We start from the raw sequence: 23,581 nt of genomic DNA, 5'->3' as shown, positions 1-23,581 counted from the left end.
GGTGAGGGTGTCGCCGCTAAGGCCCTGGAGAGCCTCGGGATTTCGCTTGAGGCGGTCCGCCAGCAGGTGGAGGAGATCATCGGCCAGGGCCAGCAGGCCCCGTCCGGCCACATCCCCTTCACACCCCGGGCCAAGAAGGTCCTGGAGCTGTCGCTCCGCGAGGCCCTTCAGCTGGGCCACAACTACATCGGTACGGAGCACATCCTGCTCGGCCTGATCCGCGAGGGCGAGGGCGTCGCCGCCCAGGTCCTGGTGAAGCTGGGCGCCGATCTCAACCGGGTGCGGCAGCAGGTCATCCAGCTGCTCTCCGGTTACCAGGGCAAGGAGACCGCCACCGCCGGCGGCCCTGCCGAGGGCACCCCCTCGACGTCCCTGGTCCTCGACCAGTTCGGCCGGAATCTCACCCAGGCCGCCCGTGAATCCAAGCTCGACCCGGTCATCGGGCGCGAGAAGGAGATCGAGCGGGTCATGCAGGTGCTCTCCCGCCGCACCAAGAACAACCCGGTCCTCATCGGCGAGCCCGGCGTCGGCAAGACCGCCGTCGTCGAGGGCCTCGCCCAGGCCATCGTCAAGGGCGAGGTGCCCGAGACCCTCAAGGACAAGCACCTCTACACCCTCGACCTCGGCGCGCTCGTCGCCGGCTCCCGCTACCGCGGTGACTTCGAGGAGCGCCTGAAGAAGGTCCTCAAGGAGATCCGCACCCGCGGCGACATCATCCTGTTCATCGACGAGCTGCACACCCTGGTCGGCGCCGGCGCCGCCGAGGGCGCCATCGACGCGGCGAGCATCCTGAAGCCGATGCTGGCCCGCGGTGAGCTCCAGACCATCGGCGCCACCACGCTGGAGGAATATCGGAAATACCTGGAGAAGGACGCCGCTCTCGAGCGCCGCTTCCAGCCCATCCAGGTCGCGGAGCCGTCCCTGCCGCACACCATCGAGATCCTCAAGGGTCTGCGCGACCGCTACGAGGCCCACCACCGTGTCTCCATCACGGACGAGGCGCTCGTGCAGGCCGCCACGCTGGCCGACCGGTACATCTCGGACCGCTTCCTGCCGGACAAGGCGATCGACCTGATCGACGAGGCCGGTTCCCGGATGCGTATCCGCCGGATGACCGCGCCGCCGGACCTGCGCGAGTTCGACGAGAAGATCGCCGGTGTCCGCCGCGACAAGGAGTCCGCGATCGACTCGCAGGACTTCGAGAAGGCCGCCTCCCTCCGCGACAAGGAGAAGCAGCTCCTGGCCGCCAAGGCCAAGCGGGAGAAGGAGTGGAAGGCCGGCGACATGGACGTCGTCGCGGAAGTTGATGGCGACATGATTGCTGAAGTGCTGGCAGCGTCGACAGGTATTCCGGTCTTCAAGCTGACCGAGGAGGAGTCCTCGCGTCTGCTGCGCATGGAGGATGAGCTCCACAAGCGGGTCATCGGCCAGAAGGACGCCGTCAAGGCGCTCTCGAAGGCGATCCGCCGTACGCGCGCGGGCCTCAAGGACCCGAAGCGTCCCGGTGGTTCGTTCATCTTCGCCGGCCCCTCGGGTGTCGGTAAGACGGAGCTGTCCAAGGCGCTGGCGGAGTTCCTCTTCGGTGACGAGGACGCGCTGATCTCCCTCGACATGTCGGAGTTCAGCGAGAAGCACACGGTCTCGCGTCTCTTCGGTTCGCCCCCCGGATACGTGGGCTACGAAGAGGGCGGCCAGCTGACGGAGAAGGTCCGCCGCAAGCCGTTCTCGGTCGTCCTCTTCGACGAGGTCGAGAAGGCCCACCCGGACATCTTCAACTCGCTGCTGCAGATCCTGGAGGACGGTCGCCTGACCGACTCCCAGGGCCGGGTCGTGGACTTCAAGAACACGGTCATCATCATGACGACCAACCTCGGCACGCGGGACATCTCCAAGGGCTTCAACCTCGGCTTCGCGGCCACGGGTGACACGAAGTCCAACTACGAGCGCATGAAGAACAAGGTCTCGGACGAGCTCAAGCAGCACTTCCGCCCCGAGTTCCTCAACCGCGTGGACGACGTCGTCGTCTTCCCGCAGCTCACCCAGGAGGACATCCTCCGGATCGTCGACCTGATGATCGGCAAGGTGGACGAGCGCCTCAAGGACCGGGACATGGGCATCGAGCTCTCCCAGGCCGCCAAGGAGCTCCTCTCCAAGAAGGGTTACGACCCGGTGCTGGGCGCGCGTCCGCTGCGTCGCACGATCCAGCGCGAGATCGAGGACACGCTCTCCGAGAAGATCCTCTTCGGCGAGCTGCGCCCCGGTCACATCGTGGTCGTCGACACGGAGGGCGAGGGCGAGACCAAGACCTTCACCTTCCGGGGCGAGGAGAAGTCGGCACTGCCGGACGTCCCGCCGATCGAGCAAGCAGCTGGCGGAGAGCGGCCTGGCGCGGAGTTCTGAGCACGTCATAAACCTGAGGAGCCGCTTTAGCTTGACCACCGCAGCCGTGTAACCCATCTCGCGGGCTGCGGCGGTCAAGCATGAATCCACTCATGCTGCTCAGAAGGATCAACTCTTAGTGTCACGAGGCGTCAGACGGAAGTCGAAGGGAACGGTACCGGCATCCAACGCCGTCACGCCTCCGTCCACTGTCAGCACAGCGCCGTTGACGAAGGATGCGGCTGGCGATAGCAGCCAGGTAATGGCCTCGGCGACCTCACGCGGGTGCCCAGGGCGGCGTGCCGGCAGCAGACGGGTGGCCTCCTCGTAAGCTTCGTCTACGTCACCTGAAGCGAACCCAGCATCTTTGGCAAACCGAGCCATACGGCGATCGGCCATCTCCGTTCGTACCCAACTGGGACAAACAGTATTGGCTCGCAAGCCTTGCGGCCCATAATCAACGGACAGAGACCGGCACAACTGCAACAACGCCGCCTTGGAGGTAGCGTAGGCGGCGTTGCCCACCCCGTTACGCATGGCCGAAACCGAAGCGACGGCGACAACGGAACCTTGAGCGCGAAGCAGGTGCGGTAACGCAGCCCGCATCAGAAGAAATGGGCCGGTCAGATTGGTGCGGAGCACCAAGTCCCAGTCCTCATCTGATACCTCTGCAACACCTCCGCCTCTCCCCACTCCCGCATTGACAACCAGTCCATCGAGCCGCCCGAATCGCGCAACGGCTGTTTCAACAAGGCGGAGAACCGCTTCCGGGTCAGTGGTGTCAGCCTGGCAGGCGAGAGCTCCGGTTTCCTCGGCGATGTGATGCAGTGGCTCTGCCCTTCGGCCGGCGATGACAACATCGTGTCCAGCCGTGCGGAGCAGTCGCGCAGTTGCCGCGCCAATCCCCGTGCCTCCCCCAGTCACGACCACAACACGCTGATCCACCATGTACGTTCAGCCTCCTGCAACCATCGGGTCTTACCTTGAGATCATATGCGGCCGCGAACTAGCGACCGAGGCCGGAGCGGACATGGGTGCTGCGCGACGACGACACATTCGATGACTTCTCCTGGCCAGAATGCGTGAAGAACGCCCCGAGGCAGCCCCCTGCATAGCCGAACGTCACGCCCACGGGCATCACGCGACTGGCGCGCCACGCTGTACCTGGGCAGGTGCCCGAACCGCAGGGCTAGAGTCTGCCGTCATGACTGCAGTCCCGTTCCCCTTTGCTGCCGCCCCGGACGGGTGGCGAGTGGCGATCAAATGCCCCAACGACGGCGTGATTCTGGTGATGCCAATCGTCGGCTGGGCCACCCCCGTCGACGGCATGCGGCGAACCGATGACCAACTGGCCGTCGAGCCCGTCATCCTCTTTGACAACGTCGACGAGCCGCTCATCACGACTCTCGCCGACACGCTCCACGACTGGACCGACGGCGAAACACTGCACCAGATCATCGCGCCAGGCTTCGAAGTCCGCGAAGTGCCAGACGGCTGGTCAGTGCGCGAATACGGGGACTGAACACACAAGCGCCCACCCCGGGGTGGGGCGGGTGCTGGACGACGACCGGCGTCAGCGAAGAGGTCCATACCGTCGACCTGACGCTCGGGCCGACCTCTGACCTCCGTGGTGAGACGACGCGCTGCCTGCACGGTGATTGAGGTGAGCGGACACGGCCTTCACGCAGGTTCGCGAAACCCGTTCTGGCGCACTCGATGCTGTTTCGCCATATTGCTTATTTAGTTTTGTGGACAGGGTGGGCGCAGGGCAGTGGACGAACTGCCCTTGTACGACGCCTCGTGAGGGAGGCCGATGGACGTGTCGTGGCCTCCGCGCCTGGGTCTGGGGGACCAGGTCCGGTATGCGGGCCGGGCTTGGGTGGTGGCCGGTTTCGCGCGCGGGCTCGTTCAACTGGCGGATCCGCTGGGTGACGCGGCCTCCCCCTCGGTTGAGGAGTTGGCCCTGTCCGCGGATTTCGAGGTGCTGGAACAGGGTCCGCGCGTGCGTTCGGTCCGAGTCCTGCCCGCGACCAAGGAGATCCTCGAACAAGCCCGTTGGTGGGAACAGCACATCACGGAGGTCATCAGCGGTCTGCCTCTGGGATCCGCCCCTGATGCCATGCCCCGTTCCGAGTACGACCCCGCATCGCGCTCGCTGAGCCAGCGGGAAGCGGCCAAGGCTGCCGAACTCACTGCGGCCGGGATGTCCGGTGCGTCGGCGCGCACGGTGCGGCGCCGTCGTCAGCGGTACCAGGCGGATGGGATCGACGGGCTGATAGACGGCCGGGCCGTGCGGGAGCGGGCTCCTGGCGTACACCAGGACCCGCGGGTCCTGGATGTACTGCTGACGCTCATGGCGGAGGAGGTCCGGCAAAGGGGTACTACGTCGGCCGAGGCGTACCGGCGGTCGGTCGGTCGCATGCTGGACATGCGATACGGCATCGGCGCGGTGCCACTGCCGTCACGGTCCACGTTCCAGCGGCTGGTGAAAATGATCCGGAACCAGCACGGCGACGCACGTGGCATCACCCTGATCGACAAGAACGGGATCAGGCTCTCCCGCCCTGGTGAGCGCGTCCTCGTCGACACGTTCGAGCTGCCGCTTCCCTCGCACCTGGCCGACCCTTCCCTGCGATCTGTACGGATGACGGTCGCGATCGACGAACTGACGCACACGATCTGCACGTTGATGGTCCACCTGCCCCACGATGGAGTGGACGCCCCGACCCTGCTGGCCCGCTTGTGCGGTCCACCTGCACTTCGAACGGCGTACGGCAGCGGTGAAGAGCGCGCGGCAGTACCGCTGATCCTGCCTGAAACACTGGTTCTCGACGGTTCGCGGATGCGCCGGGGGCGCGAGTTCCTGAACGAGTGCCGCGCTCTGGGCATCCGGATCGAGAAGCGACGTCCGGTGGAGAAGGCAGGCGGAGAGCGCATCGCCAGCAGACTCGTCACCCTCTTCAGCGCGGAGCTGACCGCGCTCACGGGAGACACGTCCCACGATGACGTCGCTCTCATCAGCTGGTTGCAGGACCGGGCCGAGCGCTGGGTGGAATCGGTCTGGCAACACCAGCCCCAATGGAAACTACAGGCGACCGGCGGCCGACGCCGACACGCGACACCCTCTTCGGCGTACGAAGCCTGCGTCGCCAGGCTGGGGTGGGTACATCTGCCACTGGGCAGGCAGGCGAGATTACGCCTTCTGCCCAGCGTGACCCGCCAGGTGACGGAGGGAGGAGTGTTCGTCAAGGGGCATCGCTACTTCCATGTCGAACTCGCCTCGCTGCGTTCAACTCGCCCTGTCGAAGTGCGATTTGACCCGTACGACCTCCGTCAAGTGTGGGTACGCACGAGGGCGGATGTCTGGTTGCAGGCCCCCCTGGTCATCGACACCTTGGGGCAACCGCCCTCCAGACAGGCCCGGGGGGCTACCAGCGCCAGGCGTCGATCCCTGCCCGATGCCCCCGCTCGAAAGCCCTCAGCCGAGCTGGACTCGGTACAGCAACGGCTGTCCTACCACGCTCAACTCCCCATTCTCCGCACGCCGTTCCTCCAAGAAGCGCTCCGACTCAGCGCCCGGCTCGCCCTGCTGAACCGGACCACCGCAGGCGGGAGGCAAGGCCTGCTGATCACTGGGCCGCCTCGCAGCGGAAAGACCACCGCCCTGCAGGAACTGGGCCGGCATTTCGCTCATGCGACCATCGCGGGCGTTCCCCTGGGCCAGGCCGCCTACCTCCGCATCCACCCGGCCGACAGCGACCGGACAGCGCTCCTCCGGCTGGGAAAGCGCATCGGCCTCCCTCCTCACCCAGGCAGGATGAGCACAGTCGCCGCCTCCGAGGCGGTACAGGAAGCCCTGATGTCCTCGAAGACCGGCCTGGTCCTGGTCGACGACGCCTTTCCGGAAACTCCAACTTCCTCTATTTCGAATCCAGTTGAGGCGCTGAGTTTCCTGGCGGATCAGGTGCCTGCCCTGTTCGTCTACGCCTCCTCGGACACGGCGGGGAACCCGCTCGCGCCGACGCACGAGGCCGGTCAGGGACGTCTGGCTCGCGTGCAGGCAACCCCCGTACCGTACGGGCCGGATTGGCAATGCTTGGTCGAGTCCCTCGACGAGGCCCTTTGCCTACGCCGTCACCAGCCCGGCTCTCTGCTCCGGCTGGCACCCGCGCTGCACCACAGGACCGGTGGATGGGCAGGAGCCCTGGCTCACCTCGTGCGCTCCGCCTGCATCGACGCGATCCTCTCCGGGCGTGAGGAGATCACCGAGCAGGACGTCCGCTCCATCGCCGTGTGAACTACGCGGCATCACAGAGCTGTTGGGCAGAACAGCCCACCGAAGAAACCAGGTTTCATGAGCAACTCCGGGTCCAAATGACTCTTAAGACTTGCAATCGTGCACCACTGGGATGCCTCCCTGCCCTCTGCCCCTCTCCGCCCGGCGACAAGGAAGGCGGCAGAAGGGCTGCCTGGGCGCAATACCGATCGCACACCAGCCATTCCTGCCCGGGTCTGACCGTGTCTGCCCTCCTCTGCCATACGGGCAGACGGCCTGCCTGACTCACCTCTACTGTGACTGCCATGAGTCAGCTCGAAGGCCACCTGCCCTCGGCAGACTGGGTGGCTCAGGACCTGGAGCAGATGCTCCGCGAGTGCGACGCGCTCATCGAGTCCCACGAAGAGCAACTGCGCCGACTGCGCGATTCGATCGCCGAGCTCGAAGCGGAGCTTGAGCATGCCCGCGGAAACCGCGAGGAGGCCGCCCGCGTCCTGGAGGCCCTGCGCGCGGCCGTACGAGAGGGCCAGCAGTTGCGCGCCACGCGGGCTCAGTCCCCGAGTCCCCATCTCCGCGTCGTCCCCGACCCGGGGCGTCCACCCATGACACCCACCGAGTCCGAGACCAGTACGCCCGCAGCCCCGCAGCTCCCTCCCGGAAATCCGGTCGTACTCGTCCGGGGGGCGCGATCCGTGATCCTCATGGAGGTGATCTCGACCGACGGCCAGCGCGAGTGGAGCGCACGAGCGGTCACTGACGCCCTCGGCGACCCCTCCGACGCCGTCCGCCGAAACCGTTCCGTCCTGGACAACCTCTGCAGGCTCGGCGCGCTGACCAAGACCGAGAAGCCCAACAACGCCGGCACGGGAACAAGCGTCTTCTACCGGCTCGCGTCCCCCTGGCGGGCCGCTTGACCCCATGCCGACACGGGCCGTGAGTCCGAGACCCAGCTACAACTCCACAGCAATAGACCGCCGCCGCGTCTGGCCTCCTGGTTGGTAGCCCTGGGCCTGGACACGGCGGCGGTCAGCGCCCATCAGGTCGCCGTCCTCGACGCTACCGGCTTGCCGTAGCGCGCACCGGGCGTTCGGCCAACTCAACCCCGAAGGGTCGAACAGCCATGCCCGAATGCCCATCACGTTCGAGGGCGGCGTTCGTCACGCTCCGCCGTCTCCACGTCCCGCTGCCGGGTGACCCCCTCGCCCTGCGGCTGCACCTTCCGCCCGCTCTCATCGCGCGGCCACTCCAGGTGATTGGGCCAGAGGGGCTCTCCGAGAGCACCCTCCAGATTCGCCACGGTCAGCAGATCGGGCCACACCGTCCCGGCCAGCACGTTGGCGATCACCTGCCGGTTGACGTCACTCGCCTGGGCCAGCGCGTTGGCGCTGATCTTCTGACGCTCCATGGCCTCCGCGAGTGCGCGGGCAACTGCCTGGGCCACCTGCGCCCCGAGATGGTGATCCATCATGGCGTACGGCCAAGGGCCGTCGACGACGTATGCGCACGGCTTTTGGGCACGTCGAGTTCCTCCAGGCATGTGAACAGTGTGACGGAGGCATCGCCAGGGTGCGCCCCACCCTCAGACATGCTACTCAAGTGGCAAGATCTTGTGAGGACGAACGCCGACGTTCATACCCGGGAGATTCCCCACGGTCGCATGAATAGGGCTTGCGAGGAAGGAGCCGAGCGGTGACCAGCATCCGCCGGAACACCCCCGCCCTGGCCACGAAGCCCCTCCCGACGGATCGGGTCCTGGCTCATGAGCAACTGGCGATCACCCGTGCCTCGTGCGCCGCCAAGGACATCTTCACCGCAAGCGATCTTGGGCAGGTCACCGGCGTTCCAGCCCGTCGCTGCGGGCTCGTCATGGCCTTCGTGCGCGCGTACGGACTGATCGAGCAGGCACCAGGGCGAAGCGCCTACCGGCCGACCGAGGCGGGGAAGAAGGTTGCCCAGGCCTGGGAAGCGAGCGAGGAGAAGGGTCTGCGCGCACTGAGCGAGGCCTGGCAGAAGTCCTGGTTCGCTCGGGGTACGAGCCACCGCCTGGCACAGGGTCCCGCGCTGCGGATCGGTCTCGTAAGCAAGCTGATGCGCCTCTCCCAGGCCGACGAAGCGCAGCACCGCAAGGTGGAGATCCTGGTCGACCTGATGGTGAGCGTCGGCATGTTGCGTCCCGAGGACGGCGGTTACCTGCGATGGAACGAGGACGCCACCATCCCGAAACCGCGTACTCCGTCGCGAGCGGAAGCCGCGGACTCCTCGCCGGCCGATGCGCCCGTCGATCCGTCGGACGAGAACGCGGCACCTGCTGTTTCCGTCCCCCGACCCCGCCCGTCCGCCGACATGCCGGCTTCCGGCACCGCGCACGAGGACCTGATCCGCCTGCTCAGCCCGCCGATCCTCCTGGCCGACCTGGCTCGCCTGTCCGCGGAGGACATGGTCGCCCTGCACGGCCACCTCCGCGGGCTGGCCGCGATCCTCGCCAAGTTGAGGGGATCGCCCATGACGTAGACCACCGCACCCACAGAGCAGGTCCGGCAGCGCCGCATCCCTTGGCCGGATGGCACTGCCGGCCCCCTGCCTCCACCACTCCGCGCGCGGCACCGCCGCGCGCCCGAGGGGCTTCGGCATGCCCTCACACAAGGTGAGGGGTACCGCCCACGTTAACGGGCGCGCGCTCCTTCGCCGCACCACTGTGCCGCGCGCCCGTTCGCGCGGCCGGAAACGGGAAGGTGCCCGTGGCCAGGGTAAAGATCAAGAACGCGCTCCTGTCCGTCGCCCGCGTCTGGCGGCAACGCGCCGCTTCCGGCGAGCTCAGCCTTGAGACTGTCGTCCTCTACACCCAGATCACCGAACGCCTCCTGCGCTTCGCCGAGGCACAAGGCGTGACCTACCTGGACGACGTCTCCCCTCAACTCGCCTCGTACTTCATCGAGGCTCCGGGCCATGACCGGCACCAGGGCATCATCCTCAACCCAGCCGCCGGCACCCGCCGTCAGCGCCGCTCCGCCCTGGAGTCGCTCTTCAAGGAAGCGCGTGCGCTTCGCATCACCAAGGCGGCACCGCTCGTCGACCTCCCTCCGATCCCCCGCGACCCGCGCAAACAGGGAACCGAACTGACCGACACCGACGTGCAGTTGCTGCGCTTCCACGCGGAACGCGGCATGCCGGCCACTCGTCATGCCGCCCTGCTGGCCCTGCTCCTGGCCGGGCTGCATAGCGCGGAGATCGCCGCCACGACCACGGACGACCTCGATCTGACCGAAGCCGAAGTGTGGACGGACGGCGCAACCCGGACCCCCGGACGCTCCTGTCGCCTCGACGAATGGGGTGTGCGGGTGTTGTGGTTGCGCCGAGCCCACCTTTTGCGGGGCACGAAGACCGGCCCACCGCCACGTCTGGTCACCGCGGCTTCATCGGCCTACCGGTCTCAGGCCAGCGTCTGCTCCGGATTCGGCGACATCGCACGTCTCAGTGGGCTCGCCACCCGTGAGCGCCGGATCGAACCCAAGGACGTCACCCGCTACGTCGCCCGCAAAGTCCTCTACGAAACCGGCCAGCTCTCCGAGGTAGCGCGCCGCCTTGGGCTGTCATCCCTCGACTCCGCCGCCGCACTCGCCGCTCACCGGTGGAACTCCGAGGACGAAGGCGATGAGATGGCATGACCGCCACCAAGAAACGCTCCCGCCAGACCAAGGGGAAAACCGCCAAGGCCCGCGACTGGATGTTGGGACCGATCCCTGACGACGTCTTCGGTTCCGCCTCGGACCCCGCGCCTCAACCCGGCCCCCAAGCGCCCCCACTGGCGATCGACGAGCGGTTCGAGTTCCTCCTGAGCAATCCCGACCTGTTTGAGGCGGTCCGGCAGACCCTCCCAGCCCGCGAACCAGGCAGCGTCGGGCGCCCGCCGGAATACCCCCCATACATCTACTTCGTGTTCCTGTGCTCGATATCCATCTTCGGCTCGGCCCGCAGCACAGCACGCCATCTCCAGCGCGAACTCTGGTGGAACCCGGTGCGCGAAGCCGCCCGAAAGCACCTGGGTTCAGAGGAATCCGACTCACTGAAACCGGTCGGCCCCAGCCTGAGCCAGTGGAACTACTTCTTCGCGAACCACCTCAAGAAGCATATGGCCGCGGTTCGTGACGCCAGCCGGGAGCTGTGGATCCGCCAAGCTCTCGATATGGGGATGATGGCGGAATCAAGGTCACGCGGAAGCTGGGTGCACCCCGAGCGCGACCAGGTAATCCACGTTGACGCGACAGTCGCCAAACCGCCTTCCAAACAAACCCAGCACATAACCGAGGACAAAGTAACCGGCGTAAAGCGGCACCGCCGAGTGGACCCAGATGCCAGCTACACCACCGAGGGTGGAGGTCGGAGGGTTTACGGAAACAAGTTTCTGTCCCTCGCCGTCCGTGTGGCCCGCACCCCGCACAGTCGGGTCATCCTCGCGATGGAATCCATCCGCCACAAGACCAAAAGCCGCGACCCCGAACGAGAAGACGAAGGCACCGCCGTGGTCCGACTCATGCACCACTTGCTGAGCAAGGCACCGGGTATCCGTGCGTTCACCTACGACACCGCTCTCCGCGGAGTCCATCGAGCCCCTCTGATCGCGGACGGAATCGTCGTTTTCACACGCCAGCACGGCGGACTGGAGCCTCACTCTCTACAGCGTTACGAAAAGACACACAAAGACAACAGAAAGTGCAGCCACGATCTCTTCACCGTGGAGGGGCGAATTTGCCAGCGTCACTTCACCGTGGACGGCGAGACCTACTACACCCCTCTTCCCGTCGAAGAACTGGAACGCCGAAAACAGAAGAAGAGCCGCTTCTACCACCGCCTCGTCATCCCCTGCTCCCGCGGTGACCACGAGTTGCGAATTCGCGTGGATGAAACCAAAGAAGACCGTGAAATCGACCCGTCCAGCAAGAAGCCGCGGTTCAACCGGGCCGAACATCTGAGGCAGATCCCGCCCGACACGCCCGCCGGTCGGCGGCTCCTGGGATTCCGACAGGACAGCGAGTCGATCCACTCCCGCTTCGACCAGGCCTACCCGCACGAGCGCGTCCCCGCCTACGGCGCCAACGCCGGCCTGCTGATCTACATCGGCTACGCCTGGGTCAACAACTCCATCACCCGCGCCCTGGGCCAGAAGCCGCTCGGCCTCGCGGCCTGACCCGGTCGCCCATAGGCCGGCCACCCCTGCTGAACCACCCTCACCGCCCGGTTGAACCAGTCGCCGGGCGGCCAAGGTGACCAACTCTCCAGCCGCCACGAGCCAGCCGCTACACTGTGGGCGGTGGCACAGCTGCACGCCAGCCATGCTGCCGCACCTCTGCCGGGGACACGTCTGACGCCCGTCTCATCTGGGCATTAATTTCAGACACATTTTCCGACAGATCCCCGCCTTCGTAGCTCAGGGGATAGAGCACCGCTCTCCTAAAGCGGGTGTCGCAGGTTCGAATCCTGCCGGGGGCACCAGACAAAAGGCCCCGGACCGATCATGGTCCGGGGCCTTTTCACGGCACCATTTGACGGCAGTCGCGTCTCAGGTACCCGGCAGACGGCGCTTGAGTAGGCGGTCCATGTGGCTGATCGCCTCCTGCTGCGTGTCATGCACGACGTGCGTGTGCGCGTCCATCGTGATGCTGACCTTGGCTGTGTCCGAGGATTGGTGGGCCTGGACAACAGGGTGCTGCACGTCCGGTGCCGGTGCATGCGAACGGTCCCTCCTCGTGTGAGGAGGGACCTTTCGTGTGGAGCGCCCGGCAGGCCTTGCACCTACATTTCCCACCGGCTGGTGGGCGTCTTTCCTTGGACCACAGACGCGTGACTTCCGTTTCCCTTGCGGTGAACCGGAGTTACAAGATGATCATACACAATCTTGCGGGCCGCCTATGTCCGTGGACGATGGGCCGGGTCTGGGCGAGGAGTAGAGCAACTGCCCCTTGCCGAGCGGCTGTTCCTTGACCTCGCCCCGCCACAGCAGCACGCCGTGCCGGCGCTCCCAGTGGGCCGCCAGGCCGGCCCGCATCAGCCACTCCACAGCCAGCGTCAGCGGGAAAAGGGCAGCCCACGGGGACCAGAGGAGCGCAGCGATCAGCGACGGTACGAGGAGCAGGAGAAGGAACCTCCGGTCGACGACGTACCGGGGCGTCACTCGGCTGCCGGGCAGGACCGCTGCGGGATCGTTCAGCGGCATGGCTGCCTTGAAGGTCCGTACCTCGGCGTGTTTCACGAACGGGAGAGCCCCGCTGATCCCCGCGAATACGGACAAGCCGAACATGAACTGGATGAACCACCGCCCGTAGTCGTCGTCCATCTCCGGAATCCCGACCACGCTGAAGGCCACCAGCGCGCCGATCGCAGACGCGGACACCCCCATCGTGACGCTCATGAGCTGATGGTGGACGTATCTGCGCATCGCATCCCCCCGTGGCCTCCGACGCGGACGGGTGCCTCCACGTCCCCGGTCGATTGTCGCGTACACAGGAGGCTCAGGTGATGGTTCCGGCGGTCTGCTCTGGTCCATCCCCAACTTGCGGTTGTGGATATCGCTTATCCGATCACCCCGATCCGCACACCACCGCAGCGTGACTGTGTGCTCCAGGGCGCTGCTGTCGGCAAGTGATGGCGACCGGCCTCGCTGTCACACCCGCCCTGTACGGTCCAGCCTCATGGCTGAGAGACCGACGACGAACTGGCGCAGGGGCGTAGCCGAGGAAGCCGCGTTGCTTGCCGCCGGCGCTCTGGATCCCGACTGCGCATACATGGTCGACCTGTTTCCCGATGAGCTTCTGTCGGCAACCGACGCCGTTCTGGACGCCTTCGAGGCCGAGCTGCCCGCCCTCGCCGAAGGAAACGACGAGCAGGTGTTCGCGGGAGTTGAGCGCGTCGTCCTGGCCCTCAACGCGGTGAACGAGGCCCACGACGGAGACGCCTTCGAGACCGATGAACGCGAGCAGCTCTGCCTCTTCATCGACGAGGCTCTCACCGAGCAAGGGGTAGACGTCGTGGCCCTGACCGCCAGGCGTGGACTTGGCCGACACGAACTCACCGATCAGTGGCGGAACTGGTGAACAACGCAGCGTCGTGAGAGGCCAGGCCGCTGTAGCGCATCTGTTTCGAGCGAAGCCGCTCGCGGTGCAACCCAAGATGCCGAGCGTGAAGGTCGGCCGGCTGGAGTCGCTGGTGCGGGTCGCACTCAAGCCTCAGCCCCAGGGCTACTATGTGCAACTGGTCTTGAACGGCGACAACCGTGCGGCGGAGTTGGGTGAGTTGAAGTACGACCCGCGTACCGCCCGGAACGCTGGGCGTCGTCTCGTCGGTGGCCGGCTCTTCCTCGTCGGCCTGCGGGAGGCGCCCGAGGAGATCGAGCGGCTTGCTGAGGACACGGCAGCCGAGGCGATGGACCCGGTCCGGCGGGGTCATCGGTGGGCCTGACTCCTCCGCCCGGCCCGGCCGCCGTACTGGCCGAAACCGACTGGGCCGCACTGGAGCATGCCTACGGGACAGCCGAGGACACCTCCGCGCAGCTCGTCTCGCTCTTGGACGCCGACCAGCGGGTGCGATCACGGGCCCTGAACCATCTGCACCACGCGGTGCACCACCAGAACACCCTCTACGGCGCAACGATCCCGGCCGCGCTCTATGTGGCCGCCATCCTCCTCGACCCACGTACCGCCCTGCCCGTCGACAAGGAGTCCGGAGATTTCCCCGGGCCCATGCGCGCCGAACTGCTGGGGTGGCTGGGCTCAGTGGCCGACGCCGCCGGCGATCAAACCGGGGCAACGATGCGCCGCGTCGGCCTCCCGCCCGAGGACTACCCTCCGTTCGTCCAGACCTGCGAGATCCGCCCTCTGCTCTTCTCCGCCGTCTCCGCCTGCTTCGACGACCCCGACGCCCACGTGCGTGAAGCGGCCCTCGCCGCCTGCGTCCCGTTGCTGGACGATCCCCGCCTGCACGGTCACCGAACAGCCGTGGCCCCAATGCTGCGGGAAACTCTGGCCGCCAGTGCCCTGTGGCAGTACCAGGGCCGAGCCGTCGAAGCCCTCGCCATGTGGGGCGAGGACACTACGGGCCTGGAGGTCCGACAGAACCCGTTCGCTTGGTGCGACGCTCCGCTGAACCCGTCGGCCGGCGAATGGCGCCTTTCGCCGGAGGACCAGGCCGACCTGCCGTTCTGACCGGCGAGCTGCCCCGGGTTCAGCCTGGGCTTGTTCGGTGAGCCGGGTTCGGCGAACCGGCCGATGTCGCTTGTCAGTACGCCGCCGTGTTGCCCACAGCAGCCTGTGGGCCTGATCACCGAAGATACGGCGGGCAGGCGCTAGCTCGCGTCCATCGGGGTGGGCGTTTCCGTGAGGCCGGTCGCGAATGTTTTGAGCAGGTGGTCGAGGCGCGGCGTGAAGTCCAGGGCGGCGTGGCCCCAGGCCGGTACCTGGTCGTACAGCGCCGCGAGGGTCGGGGTCGGGTGGGAGACCTGCCAGAAGCCGGCGGCCAGTACGACCGCTACCGCCAGCAGGTTCACGATCTGCTCGGCCGTCATGCCGCTCGCGCGGTCCAGGGTGGCCGCGATCTCGTCGTGAGCGGCGAAGGCGTTGGTCTTGTACCGGCGGGCCCGTTCGATGTCCACGTCGCCTTCGAGGTGCAACGGGACGTGGGTCAGCAGGTCGCAGAAGACCGGCAGTGAGGCGAGGGTCCCGCTGACCACCGCGGCGGTCTGTGCGGGCCCGAGGCCGGAGCGGTCACCGGTCTCGTCCTTGACCGCGTCACGCCACTGGCCCCAGCCCCGCTCCGCCAGCTCCAGGAACAGTTCCTCCTTGCTGGCGTAATACCGCCGCACCCCGGTGCGGTGCAGGCCGGCCCGTTCGGTGACCGCGGCCAGCGTGACGTAACGGACGCCGCCGAGCTCCAGCGCGATCTCCTCCGCCGCTTCCAGCAGAGCTTCGGCGCGACGTGCCTTGTCCTCGACCGATCGAGCCCTCTGACGCATGCCGTGAGCATAACGCGCACGTCATGAACGTAACGCACCTCATGATGCGCTAATCCGCTCTCCCTGCTACGGTCGCAATAACGCATCACGACGTGCGTTAAAGAAAACAAGGAGAACGTCATGCAGGCTGTTCAGGCCGGCCGGTTCGGCGAGCCGGATGTGCTCGCCCTCGCCGATCTGCCGGATCCCGCACCCGGGCCCGGGCAGGTCGCGATCAACGTCACTCACGCCGCTGTCGGACTCATCGACGTCTACATCCGGCGGGGGCTGTTCCAGGGCCGCGAAGGGCTGCCGCAACCGCCGTACGTGCCCGGTCTCGAGGTCGCGGGCACCGTGCGGGCGCTCGGTGACGGGGTCACCGGCTTCGCCATCGGTGAGAAGGTGGTCACGCTCTCCGCCGACGCCACGGGCGGATACGCCTCGGTGTACGTCGGCGACCAGGCGCGGGTCGTGTCCACGGAGGGCTACGACATCGATCCCGCCCTCGCCGTCGCCGTCGTCCCCAACGCGATCATGGCCCACGTCGCGCTCACCCGTGCCATCCGGATATCCGCGGGCGAGAGCGTCCTCGTCCATGGCGCGCTGGGCGCGCTCGCGGCCGCCTTCCCCGGCATCGCACGGCAGTTGGGCGCATCACGGGTGGTCGGCACGGTCCGTACCGAGAGGATGGGCGCGGCGGCCACGACCAAGTTGCCGTACGACCGGATCGTCGACTCCGCCGAGTTGCCCGATGCCCTCGGCGACGAGAAGTTCGACGTCATCGTCGACCCCGTGGGCGGTACGGTCCGTACCCGGAGCCTGGACCTGCTCGCCCTGTCCGGCCGTCTGCTGCTGGTCGGCCATGCCGACGGCGACTGGAGCCACCGCATCGACGGCAACCGGATATGGCAGAGCAACGTCGTCGTCGCCGGGTTCAACGCCGGCGCCTATCTGCCGGCACACCCCGAGGCCATCCGGCCCGCGGCCGAGGCCGCGCTGAAGGCTGCCGCCGCCGGACTGGCCGACACCGAGATCGAGATCCTGTCGCTGGCGGACGCCGCGACCGCACACGAGCGGCTGGAGAACCACACGGCCAACGGCCGCCTCGTCCTCACTCCGTGAGGCGGTACGGCGGTGCTGCTCGCGGAGGGCGGGCGTTGCGCCTTACCAAGACGGCCCGTAGGTACGTCAGTACCGCCAGGACTCCGCTCGTGCGCCGTGCCCGCCGGCCTCGCGCTGCGCCGGCGGCGGTGGAACAGGCGGAGGTACGGGAGTGACCCCGGCGGCAGCACCCGGCACCCGGCACCGGCCGCCCGCCGAGCTTCCCGCACCGGCCACCGCAGCACCGGGGCGCCCGCCAGGCCTCGGGCGCCGGAACGGGTACTGGCGCTGCCGACGGACGCCGGGCCAGTGCCGGAGCGGACGCCTGCCGGTGCCGGCGCAGCGCCGCCCCCTCGGCGGGCCGACTCCGCGCCGGGGCGCCCCCGCCATCTCTCCACGCCGAGCGGCGCCCCGCACCGCCGCGTGCGCACAATGGGCCATGGACACGCCACGGCGGACCCCGGCGGAGCCGCCCGGACATGCTCGGGAGGTCGTGGCCGTACGGCTCGTCGGGGGGCCGACCGCTCTCGTCGAGAGCGGGGGGCTGCGGCTGCTGACCGATCCCACGTTCGACCCGCCCGGGCCGATCGCCAGCGGCACCCGCACCCTCGTCAAGACCACCGGCCCCGCCGTGCGCCCCACGGAGCTGGGCGACCTCGACGCCGTACTCCTCTCGCACGACCAGCACGCCGACAACCTGGACCTGCGGGGCCGCGCGCTGCTGGCCGACGTCCCGGTCACGCTCACCACGCCCGTGGCCGCCGAGCGCCTCGGCGGGACCGCGTCCGGGCTGGCGCCCTGGGAGCATCTGGTTCTCGGCCGCCCGGACGGTCGCTCCGTACGGATCACCGCGGTGCCCGCCCAGCACGGTCCTGACAACACCGAACACCTCACGGGGCCGGTCACCGGATTCGTCCTGACCGCCGACGACACCCCGACGGTGTACATCAGCGGCGACAACGCCTCGCTCGACGTCGTGGCCCGGATCGCGGAGCGCTTCGCGCCGGTCGACATCGCCGTGCTCTTCGCGGGCGCGGCCCGTACCCCGCTCCTGGACGGCTACCTCACCCTCACCAGTGACCAGGCGGCCCGAGCCGCCCGCCTCCTCAGGGCCCGTACGGTCATCCCGGTGCACAGCGAGGGGTGGCAGCACTTCACCGAGGGCCCGGACGACCTCCGCGCGGCGTTCACGCGCCACGGCCTCGACAATCTGCTCGTCCTCGCACCGGGCGACTCCGTGACCTTGTGATGAAGCGGGATCGGACGGGCGGGTGCTGGGCGCGGCACCGTCTGAACCGCCCGACCGCCCGTATCGCCCAACCGCCCGTATCGCACCGGAGTTGGTACGGGCAGCGGTCGTCCGGAGCGAAGGCGGCCGAGGGCTCGTAGCCTCGAAAGGCCGCTCTCCGGCGGTCCTTGGCGGTCCGCGACCGACGGGCACGGCGTCGTACGGCTTCGTACGGCGCCGTCCTGCGTCCCCCGTACGGCGCACCTCGTGTCGCGCCGGGCCGCTTCCGGGCGTGCAGTGGGAACGGGCGGGCGTGTCGCGGCGGCCGATGTGAGGGCCGTGGATCAGCGGGTACGCGCCCATCGTCGCCCACCGTCGTCGTCGAACGCGCCCGGCCCGCCAGGGGCCGGAGCCAGGGTCAAGGAGAAGTGACATGCCGCGAGGTTCGAGTCCCAAGCGGGAGCGCCAGTACGAGCACATCAAGGAGGGCGCGGAGAAGAGTGGTACGCCCACGGGCCGGGCGAAGGAAATGGCGTCGCGCACGGTCAACAAGGAGCGGGCGCGGTCCGGGGAGGCGAAGACGGCGAGCAGCACCTCGATGCGCGACCCCAAGTCCGCTTCGCAGCGCGGCGGGCAGCGGTCGCACAGCGGGGCGCAGGGGCCGACGAAGGACCAGTTGTACGCCGAGGCCAAGAAGCGTGGCGTGGAAGGGCGTTCGTCGATGAACAAGGGACAGCTCGCCCGGGCGCTCGGCCGCTGACCCGGTACACGCCTGGGCCGCCCCTGGGCCGTTTCTGACAAATCCCGTCCGGCGCGGCCCGGCCCGTGCCTGGCCCCGCTTCCGGCACGACTTCCGTACCCGGCACGGCCGATGGCCCCGCGCGCCGTCGGCCGTGCTCCGTACGACACCGCCGCCCGTCGATGGCGACTCGGCGAAGCCCACCTGGTGTGGCGGGAGTTGAAGGTGACGGCCTCCGCCGTGCCTTGGGATGCGGGTGGCTGATCAAGGGCCCTCAGGCGCAGGCGAGTTTCATCTGGGCCGCCGCGTGGTGGGCCGAGTAGCGGTCCGGGGTGCCCCAGTCCTGGCCCCGGTCGAGGAGTTGGACCGAGAAGGAGTCGCCGTCGACCCGGTAACTGCCGACGTCGACCAGGCTGCCGCGGTGCGTGGTCTGGCGGATGCCGAAGGTGGGTGCGGGGGTGTGGGAGGCGGCGGATGAAGTGGTGCGTGAGGCGGCGGTCAGGACGCGGTAGACCGTGGGGTGGCCCGCGGAGTCGGGGGCGTGGCCGCTGTCCGGGACATAGACGGCGAGGGCGCAGCGCGCGTACTCCTTGCCCAGTTTCCATGACCAGATCGCGGTGGAGCCGCGGTCGTGGTCGGGGCTGCCGGACATCGGGACGGCGGTGAAGCTGCCGTCGCAGGCGGCGTCGCGGTGGCCGCCGGAGGGGACGGTGTACCAGGCGGCGTCGCCGTTCTCGAAGCGGCCGTGCTCCTCGTACGCGCCGGTGGTGCAGCCGGGCCCCGCCCAAGCCGTGAAACCACCACCCGAGCCGAGGCCCGAGCCACCGCCCGACCCGACGGCCGACCCGGCACCGGCGTCCCCACCGGGGGCCGTGCCGGACGTGCCAGGCGTATCGGATGCGCCAGGGCTCTCGCTCGGGTCGGCCGCGCCCGCCAGGCCCGGCAGTTGCGGGGGTCCGAACCCGGTCGGTGCGGCACGGGGTCCGGTGTCCTCGACGGGGTCCCCGCCGCCCGAACCGGCCACCGCCGCGACCGTCGCGCCCACACAGCACAAGACCAGCACCACCACGGCGAGCACCTGGCCCCGCGAGCGGGAGTCGCGCGCCGAGCGCGCCGAGGGTGCTCTCCGGTGCGTACGGGGTCCCGGTCCTGTACGTGTACGTGGTCCCGTCCGAGAAGTGGTACGGCTCTCAGCCCCGCACACGGGGCAGACCATGCCCGGCAGTGGGCCTCCCCGGCCGCTCCCGCACCGTTCGCACCTCATGCCGCCTCACTATGGGGGATCGCGGGGCCGCCCGGCAGCAGAAGCCGCCGATTCGCACACGACACCGTCTCAGCCAGGCCGCACACGCCCGCCGCGCCGGGCCGCACCACCCGCCCGTACACCGACACCGACTGCACCCGCCCACGGCAGACCCGTACCTCGTACCCCGTACACCGGCTGCACGCCCACGGCACGCCCGTACCTCGCACCCCGTACCCCGCGCAGTGCCTACCGCAGCTCCTCCGGGCACCCCGTCCCGCGCGGTAGCTGGTACGGCGCCGCCAGCCGGTAGACGCCGGGTCTCGGCGCCAGGAGCAGGGTCCACTCGTCGCCCTCCACCGTCTCCGCGGCCTTCATCAGACAGCCGTTGGGGTTGGTGTAGGCCTTGGGCCCGTCCTCGTCCGCCTTCGACGCCGCCGTCTCCTGCGGCGGTACGACACTCCTGCCGTCCCCGTCGACCAGCCCCAGCCACGGCGAGTACGGGATCCGGATCAGCACGCGCCCCGCCGACCTCACATGGATCGTCAGCTCGCCCGCGCCCGCCCGGTCCACCGTCGCGGGCGGGTCGGCCATCGGCTTGGGGTCCTTGACGGCGTAGAGCTGCCAGTTGGAGTCGCCCCAGAGGTGTTCGAGGTACGGCTGTCCGCGCCGTACGAGTTCCGCCTCCAGGCCGGCGCCGGAGTCCGGCTTGCCCTTGGGGAGTACGACGAAGTGCACGGCCCAGCGGTCGAGCCAGCCGCGGTAGTTCTCGGCGGTGAGGGTGTCGTCGTAGAAGAGCGGGTTGCGCTCCATGTCGGCCTGCCGGTTCCAGCCTCGGGCGAGATTGACGTACGGGGCGAGCGCCGACGCCTCGCGGTGGCTGCTGGCGGGGACCACCTCGACCCGCCCCTTCTCCGCGCCTGCCTGCTGCAACTGGTTGACCAGCGGCGCCAGCTCGCGGGCCCAGGACGCCGTGGGCGCCGTACGCACCATGTCGTCCACGCCCTTGAAGCCGATCCAGAGATTGAGCCCGACGAAGGCGAGCATGAGGACGTACCGGCGGCGGGTGCGCCGCGCGGTGTACGGCACGGCCGCCCACAGCACCACGCCCGCGATGATCATCGCCAGCCGGGACACGTTCGACCCGATCTGCGAGTCGATCACATACGTCAGCAGCACCCCGACGCCGTAGACGGCCGCGGCGGCCCTGACCGTACGCCACTCGCGCGGTACGAGGACGAACACGAACACCGCGTACAGGAACGGCAGCGACGCCGTCCCCACGGACATCGGCTGCGTGCCGGAGAACGGGAACAGCCAGGCCGAGAGCGCCACGACGGCGGCGGGCGCGAGACCGAGGGCGTACGCGCCGGGGCGCCGCTTGTTGAGGAAGAGCGCCGCCGCGACGACGCCGAGGAACAGCCCGGCCACCGGGCTGGCCGCGGTCGCGAGCCCGGCGAGGGGGGCGGCGGCGACGGCCTTGGCCCAGCGTTTCGTACGCCAGCGGTGCGGCCAGCAGAAGACGGCGGCGACCGCGCCGAGCGCGAACATCACGCCGAGGCCGAAGGTGACGCGCCCGGACAGCGCGTTGCAGAGGAACGCGAAGATCCCCGCGACCGAGCACGCCACCGGATTCCGCACGGCGCGGACGCGGGCCAGGATCAGCGCGGTCAGGGCGGCGGACACGGTGCCAGCGACCATCATCGTCGTACGCACACCGAGGACGGACATCAGGTACGGCGAGACGACGCTGTACGAGACGGGGTGCATGCCGCCGTACCAGGCGAGGTTGTACGCGGAGTCGGGATAGCGGCCGACGAACTCGGCCCAGGCGTCCTGGGCGGCGATGTCGCCGCCGCTGTTGGCGAAGAAGAAGAACCAGACGATGTGGACGACGGCGGCGACGAAGGTGGTGGCGAGGACGGGGTGCCGCTCGATGAGGGCGCGGAGCGTGGCGGGGGGTCCGGCAGCGGGCAGCCCTATTCGCGGCCCGGGGGCCGGTCCCTCGCTGCCGTCGGCGTGCGTCGGCTCAGTGGTGGTCACTGCGGCTCTCCACGTCTTTCCGTCTCACCGCCCGGCGGTCGCCCTGCTCACCGCCCGGAGGTCACCCGTCGAACCGCCCGGAGGTCACCCTCACCGCCCGGCAGTCGCCTTCCCGCGCGGTACGGCGGCTCCCGGAGGCCTTCCGGCGGCTCCCGGAGGCTCCGCCGATGGTCGGCGTGCCCGGCACGACCGATGCGGGCGGGCACGGCCGATACCGACAGGCACAGCCGATGTGGGCAAGGACGCCGCCCCGCGCGCCGCAGTTGCCCGGTCGGTGCCGCCCGGTCGGTCCGGTCACCCTGGCAGATGTCCGTTTCGGGACGCTAGCACGTGACGACGCCCGGGGAGGGGCCCATGAGGGCCGCCCTCCCCGGGCGTCGGTGTGTCAGTGGGTTCGTCGGTGTGCCAGTGGGCTGGAGCCAGTGGCCCGGGGCCGGGCCTGGACCCGGGCCCGGACCCGGCTCAGCCCACGCGTGTCAGCTTCGCTCCGAAGCCCGGTTCCGCCAGGGCCCGCTGGAGTGCGACCGGGGTGGAGACCTTGCCCGTACCCGTGCCGATGGTCAGTTCGCCGACCACCGTGCCCGCCTCCGCCGTGTGCGGAACCTCGCGCCCGGCGCCCGCGCCCAGGTTCAGCTTCACATCGAGCCCGGCCCAGCCGACCGCCCTGAGTTCCTTCGTCGCCACGACCGGGGTCCGGCCGCCGAGGCCGTCGTCCACGTACCCGACGACCTCGCCCTTCTTGACGACCCCGGCCGAGGTGACGCCCTCCTGCGCGGCCTTGATCACCTTGAGGCTGTTGTCGATCGAGAGCTGAAGCTTGTCGTCCAGGGTCGTCCCCTGCTGAGCGCCCATGACGGCGCCGATGATCCGGCGGTTCTTGCCGTCGACGACGGTGTTCGCCGACCAGAGCAGATTGCCGCCGGCCGGGGTGGAGGAGCCGGTCTTGATTCCGCTCACGCCCGGCTCCAGCAGGATCCGGTTGTTGTTGTAGATCATCGGCTCGACGCCCGGGATCTTTATCTGGGGCGTGTTGACGATGTCGCGGAACACCTCGTTCTGCATGACCGCCTTGCCGAGTTCGATCTGGTCGGCGGCGGTGGACACGGTGGTGGCCTGGAGGCCGCTCGGGTCGGTGTACGTCGTGTCCTTCATGCCGAGTTCCTTGGCGGCGGCGTTCATCTTCTTGACGAACGCCTCCTCGGTCGTGGCGTCCCAGCGGGCGAGCAGGCGGGCGGCGTTGTTGCCCGACGGGATCATGAGGAGCTGGAGCATCTGCTTCAGCGTGAACTGCTCGCCCTCCTCTATGGGCGCCGTCGACTCGTCGGGACGGTTGGACTCCTCGCCCGCCTGCTTGTCGACGGTGATCTGCGGGCCGACCTGGTCGCCGCTGATGGGGTGGTCCTTGAGGATGACGTACGCGGTCATGGTCTTGGCGACGCTGGCGATGGGGGCGGGCTTCTGCTCGCCGTACATGCCGACGGTCCCGACGCCCTCGACCACAACGCCGCCCTGGCCCTCGTCCGGCCACGGCAGGTCGAGCTCGCCGCCCTCGAAGGTGTACGTGGGGTCGGCGGACAGCGCGAGCCGGGGGG

General features: G+C 68.7%; 20 protein-coding genes, 1 tRNA gene and 1 pseudogene. 14 read left to right on the top strand and 8 right to left on the bottom strand.

Annotation, left to right across the window (positions count from 1 at the left end):
• The coding region (locus tag WH07_RS16215; RefSeq protein WP_046500618.1) for an ATP-dependent Clp protease ATP-binding subunit at positions 1-2,400 on the top strand (2,400 nt) is incomplete at its 5' end.
• A gap of 108 nt (positions 2,401-2,508) precedes the next feature.
• On the opposite strand, the gene WH07_RS37605 is transcribed toward WH07_RS16215, so the two are convergent.
• The gene (locus WH07_RS37605) at positions 2,509-3,327 is read right to left on the bottom strand and encodes an SDR family NAD(P)-dependent oxidoreductase (RefSeq protein WP_079023276.1); all 819 of its coding nucleotides are present in this window, start codon (positions 3,325-3,327) and stop codon (positions 2,509-2,511) included.
• Positions 3,328-3,583: 256 nt separating this feature from the next.
• Here WH07_RS37605 and WH07_RS16210 point away from each other — a divergent pair, with 256 nt between their 5' ends.
• The 3 genes from WH07_RS16210 (at position 3,584) to WH07_RS16200 (ending at position 7,569) form a co-directional block, all read left to right on the top strand.
• The gene (locus tag WH07_RS16210) at positions 3,584-3,901 is read left to right on the top strand and encodes a hypothetical protein (RefSeq protein ID WP_157877359.1); all 318 of its coding nucleotides are present in this window, start codon (positions 3,584-3,586) and stop codon (positions 3,899-3,901) included.
• A 360-nt stretch (positions 3,902-4,261) separates the two neighbouring features.
• Positions 4,262-6,676: a Mu transposase C-terminal domain-containing protein gene (locus WH07_RS16205; RefSeq protein WP_157877358.1), complete on the top strand. Its 2,415-nt coding sequence runs from the start codon at positions 4,262-4,264 to the stop codon at positions 6,674-6,676.
• Positions 6,677-6,960: 284 nt separating this feature from the next.
• Positions 6,961-7,569: a coiled-coil domain-containing protein gene (locus tag WH07_RS16200; protein WP_157877357.1), complete on the top strand. Its 609-nt coding sequence runs from the start codon at positions 6,961-6,963 to the stop codon at positions 7,567-7,569.
• Between the two features lie 221 nt (positions 7,570-7,790).
• On the opposite strand, the gene WH07_RS16195 is transcribed toward WH07_RS16200, so the two are convergent.
• Positions 7,791-8,096: a helix-turn-helix domain-containing protein gene (locus WH07_RS16195; RefSeq protein WP_232788928.1), complete on the bottom strand. Its 306-nt coding sequence runs from the start codon at positions 8,094-8,096 to the stop codon at positions 7,791-7,793.
• 248 nt (positions 8,097-8,344) lie between these two features.
• On the opposite strand from WH07_RS16195, the gene WH07_RS16190 reads away from it, so the two are divergent.
• The 4 genes from WH07_RS16190 (at position 8,345) to WH07_RS16175 (ending at position 12,145) form a co-directional block, all read left to right on the top strand.
• The gene (locus tag WH07_RS16190; RefSeq protein WP_046500611.1) at positions 8,345-9,166 is read left to right on the top strand and encodes a hypothetical protein; all 822 of its coding nucleotides are present in this window, start codon (positions 8,345-8,347) and stop codon (positions 9,164-9,166) included.
• A 227-nt stretch (positions 9,167-9,393) separates the two neighbouring features.
• On the top strand, positions 9,394-10,320 hold the full coding sequence (locus WH07_RS16185; protein ID WP_046500610.1) for a hypothetical protein: 927 nt from the start codon (positions 9,394-9,396) through the stop codon (positions 10,318-10,320).
• Positions 10,317-11,840 carry a hypothetical protein gene (locus tag WH07_RS16180; RefSeq protein WP_232788927.1) on the top strand — a complete coding sequence of 508 codons (1,524 nt, stop codon included), beginning with the start codon at positions 10,317-10,319 and terminating at the stop codon, positions 11,838-11,840. The genes WH07_RS16185 and WH07_RS16180 overlap by 4 nt, the downstream gene beginning before the upstream one ends.
• A 229-nt stretch (positions 11,841-12,069) precedes the next feature.
• Positions 12,070-12,145: transfer RNA gene (locus tag WH07_RS16175), tRNA-Arg, on the top strand.
• A gap of 67 nt (positions 12,146-12,212) precedes the next feature.
• Here the strand turns inward: WH07_RS16175 and WH07_RS42150 are convergent.
• Together WH07_RS42150 and WH07_RS16170 are read right to left on the bottom strand one after the other, a co-directional pair.
• Positions 12,213-12,336 (bottom strand): annotated as a pseudogene (locus WH07_RS42150) (site-specific integrase); the annotation flags it as partial.
• Positions 12,337-12,536: 200 nt separating this feature from the next.
• Entirely contained in the window at positions 12,537-13,061 is a 525-nt protein-coding gene (locus tag WH07_RS16170) for a hypothetical protein (RefSeq protein ID WP_157877356.1), read from the bottom strand.
• A 280-nt stretch (positions 13,062-13,341) separates the two neighbouring features.
• On the opposite strand from WH07_RS16170, the gene WH07_RS16165 reads away from it, so the two are divergent.
• From WH07_RS16165 to WH07_RS16155, 3 genes are all read left to right on the top strand, one after another.
• Positions 13,342-13,743, top strand: coding sequence for a hypothetical protein (locus WH07_RS16165; RefSeq protein WP_046500608.1), 402 nt, complete (start codon positions 13,342-13,344; stop codon positions 13,741-13,743).
• Between the two features lie 85 nt (positions 13,744-13,828).
• Positions 13,829-14,107 (top strand): hypothetical protein, encoded by a 279-nt coding sequence (locus tag WH07_RS16160; RefSeq protein WP_232788926.1) that lies wholly within the window; start codon positions 13,829-13,831, stop codon positions 14,105-14,107.
• Positions 14,098-14,850 carry a hypothetical protein gene (locus WH07_RS16155; protein WP_046500606.1) on the top strand — a complete coding sequence of 251 codons (753 nt, stop codon included), beginning with the start codon at positions 14,098-14,100 and terminating at the stop codon, positions 14,848-14,850. The genes WH07_RS16160 and WH07_RS16155 overlap by 10 nt, the downstream gene beginning before the upstream one ends.
• Positions 14,851-14,990: 140 nt before the next feature.
• Here WH07_RS16155 and WH07_RS16150 read toward each other — a convergent pair whose 3' ends face one another.
• The gene (locus tag WH07_RS16150) at positions 14,991-15,656 is read right to left on the bottom strand and encodes a TetR family transcriptional regulator (protein ID WP_046500605.1); all 666 of its coding nucleotides are present in this window, start codon (positions 15,654-15,656) and stop codon (positions 14,991-14,993) included.
• Positions 15,657-15,776: 120 nt separating this feature from the next.
• Here WH07_RS16150 and WH07_RS16145 point away from each other — a divergent pair, with 120 nt between their 5' ends.
• The 3 genes from WH07_RS16145 (at position 15,777) to WH07_RS16135 (ending at position 18,724) form a co-directional block, all read left to right on the top strand.
• Positions 15,777-16,757, top strand: a complete 981-nt coding sequence (locus WH07_RS16145) for a quinone oxidoreductase family protein (protein WP_046500604.1) — start codon at positions 15,777-15,779, stop codon at positions 16,755-16,757.
• A 418-nt stretch (positions 16,758-17,175) separates the two neighbouring features.
• Positions 17,176-17,985, top strand: a complete 810-nt coding sequence (locus tag WH07_RS16140; protein WP_046500603.1) for an MBL fold metallo-hydrolase — start codon at positions 17,176-17,178, stop codon at positions 17,983-17,985.
• 412 nt (positions 17,986-18,397) lie between these two features.
• A complete protein-coding gene (locus WH07_RS16135; RefSeq protein WP_046500602.1) occupies positions 18,398-18,724 on the top strand; it encodes a hypothetical protein in 327 nt (108 codons plus the stop codon).
• A gap of 253 nt (positions 18,725-18,977) precedes the next feature.
• Here WH07_RS16135 and WH07_RS16130 read toward each other — a convergent pair whose 3' ends face one another.
• The 3 genes from WH07_RS16130 to WH07_RS16120 form a co-directional block, all read right to left on the bottom strand.
• The gene (locus WH07_RS16130; protein WP_052744414.1) at positions 18,978-19,772 is read right to left on the bottom strand and encodes a hypothetical protein; all 795 of its coding nucleotides are present in this window, start codon (positions 19,770-19,772) and stop codon (positions 18,978-18,980) included.
• Between the two features lie 423 nt (positions 19,773-20,195).
• Positions 20,196-21,989, bottom strand: coding sequence for an MFS transporter (locus WH07_RS16125; RefSeq protein WP_046500600.1), 1,794 nt, complete (start codon positions 21,987-21,989; stop codon positions 20,196-20,198).
• A gap of 462 nt (positions 21,990-22,451) precedes the next feature.
• A partial coding sequence (locus tag WH07_RS16120) for a D-alanyl-D-alanine carboxypeptidase family protein (protein WP_046500599.1) occupies positions 22,452-23,581 on the bottom strand: 1,130 nt, incomplete at its 5' end.

Source organism: Streptomyces odonnellii, from assembly GCF_000981895.1.
GTDB lineage: Bacteria > Actinomycetota > Actinomycetes > Streptomycetales > Streptomycetaceae > Streptomyces > Streptomyces odonnellii.
Note: the sequence above shows the minus strand (reverse complement) of the source record. Positions and strands in the feature narration are given on the sequence as shown.

Excerpts from the sequence above, each read along its gene's own strand:
- WH07_RS16180 (WP_232788927.1), top strand. The coding sequence starts at position 10,317 with ATGACCGCCACCAAGAAACGCTCCCGCCAGACCAAGGGGAAAACCGCC.
- WH07_RS16150 (WP_046500605.1), bottom strand. The coding sequence starts at position 15,656 with ATGCGTCAGAGGGCTCGATCGGTCGAGGACAAGGCACGTCGCGCCGAA.
- WH07_RS16135 (WP_046500602.1), top strand. The coding sequence starts at position 18,398 with ATGCCGCGAGGTTCGAGTCCCAAGCGGGAGCGCCAGTACGAGCACATC.
- WH07_RS37605 (WP_079023276.1), bottom strand. The coding sequence starts at position 3,327 with ATGGTGGATCAGCGTGTTGTGGTCGTGACTGGGGGAGGCACGGGGATT.
- WH07_RS16140 (WP_046500603.1), top strand. The coding sequence starts at position 17,176 with ATGGACACGCCACGGCGGACCCCGGCGGAGCCGCCCGGACATGCTCGG.
- WH07_RS16210 (WP_157877359.1), top strand. The coding sequence starts at position 3,584 with ATGACTGCAGTCCCGTTCCCCTTTGCTGCCGCCCCGGACGGGTGGCGA.
- WH07_RS16165 (WP_046500608.1), top strand. The coding sequence starts at position 13,342 with ATGGCTGAGAGACCGACGACGAACTGGCGCAGGGGCGTAGCCGAGGAA.
- WH07_RS16170 (WP_157877356.1), bottom strand. The coding sequence starts at position 13,061 with ATGAGCGTCACGATGGGGGTGTCCGCGTCTGCGATCGGCGCGCTGGTG.
- WH07_RS16200 (WP_157877357.1), top strand. The coding sequence starts at position 6,961 with ATGAGTCAGCTCGAAGGCCACCTGCCCTCGGCAGACTGGGTGGCTCAG.
- WH07_RS16145 (WP_046500604.1), top strand. The coding sequence starts at position 15,777 with ATGCAGGCTGTTCAGGCCGGCCGGTTCGGCGAGCCGGATGTGCTCGCC.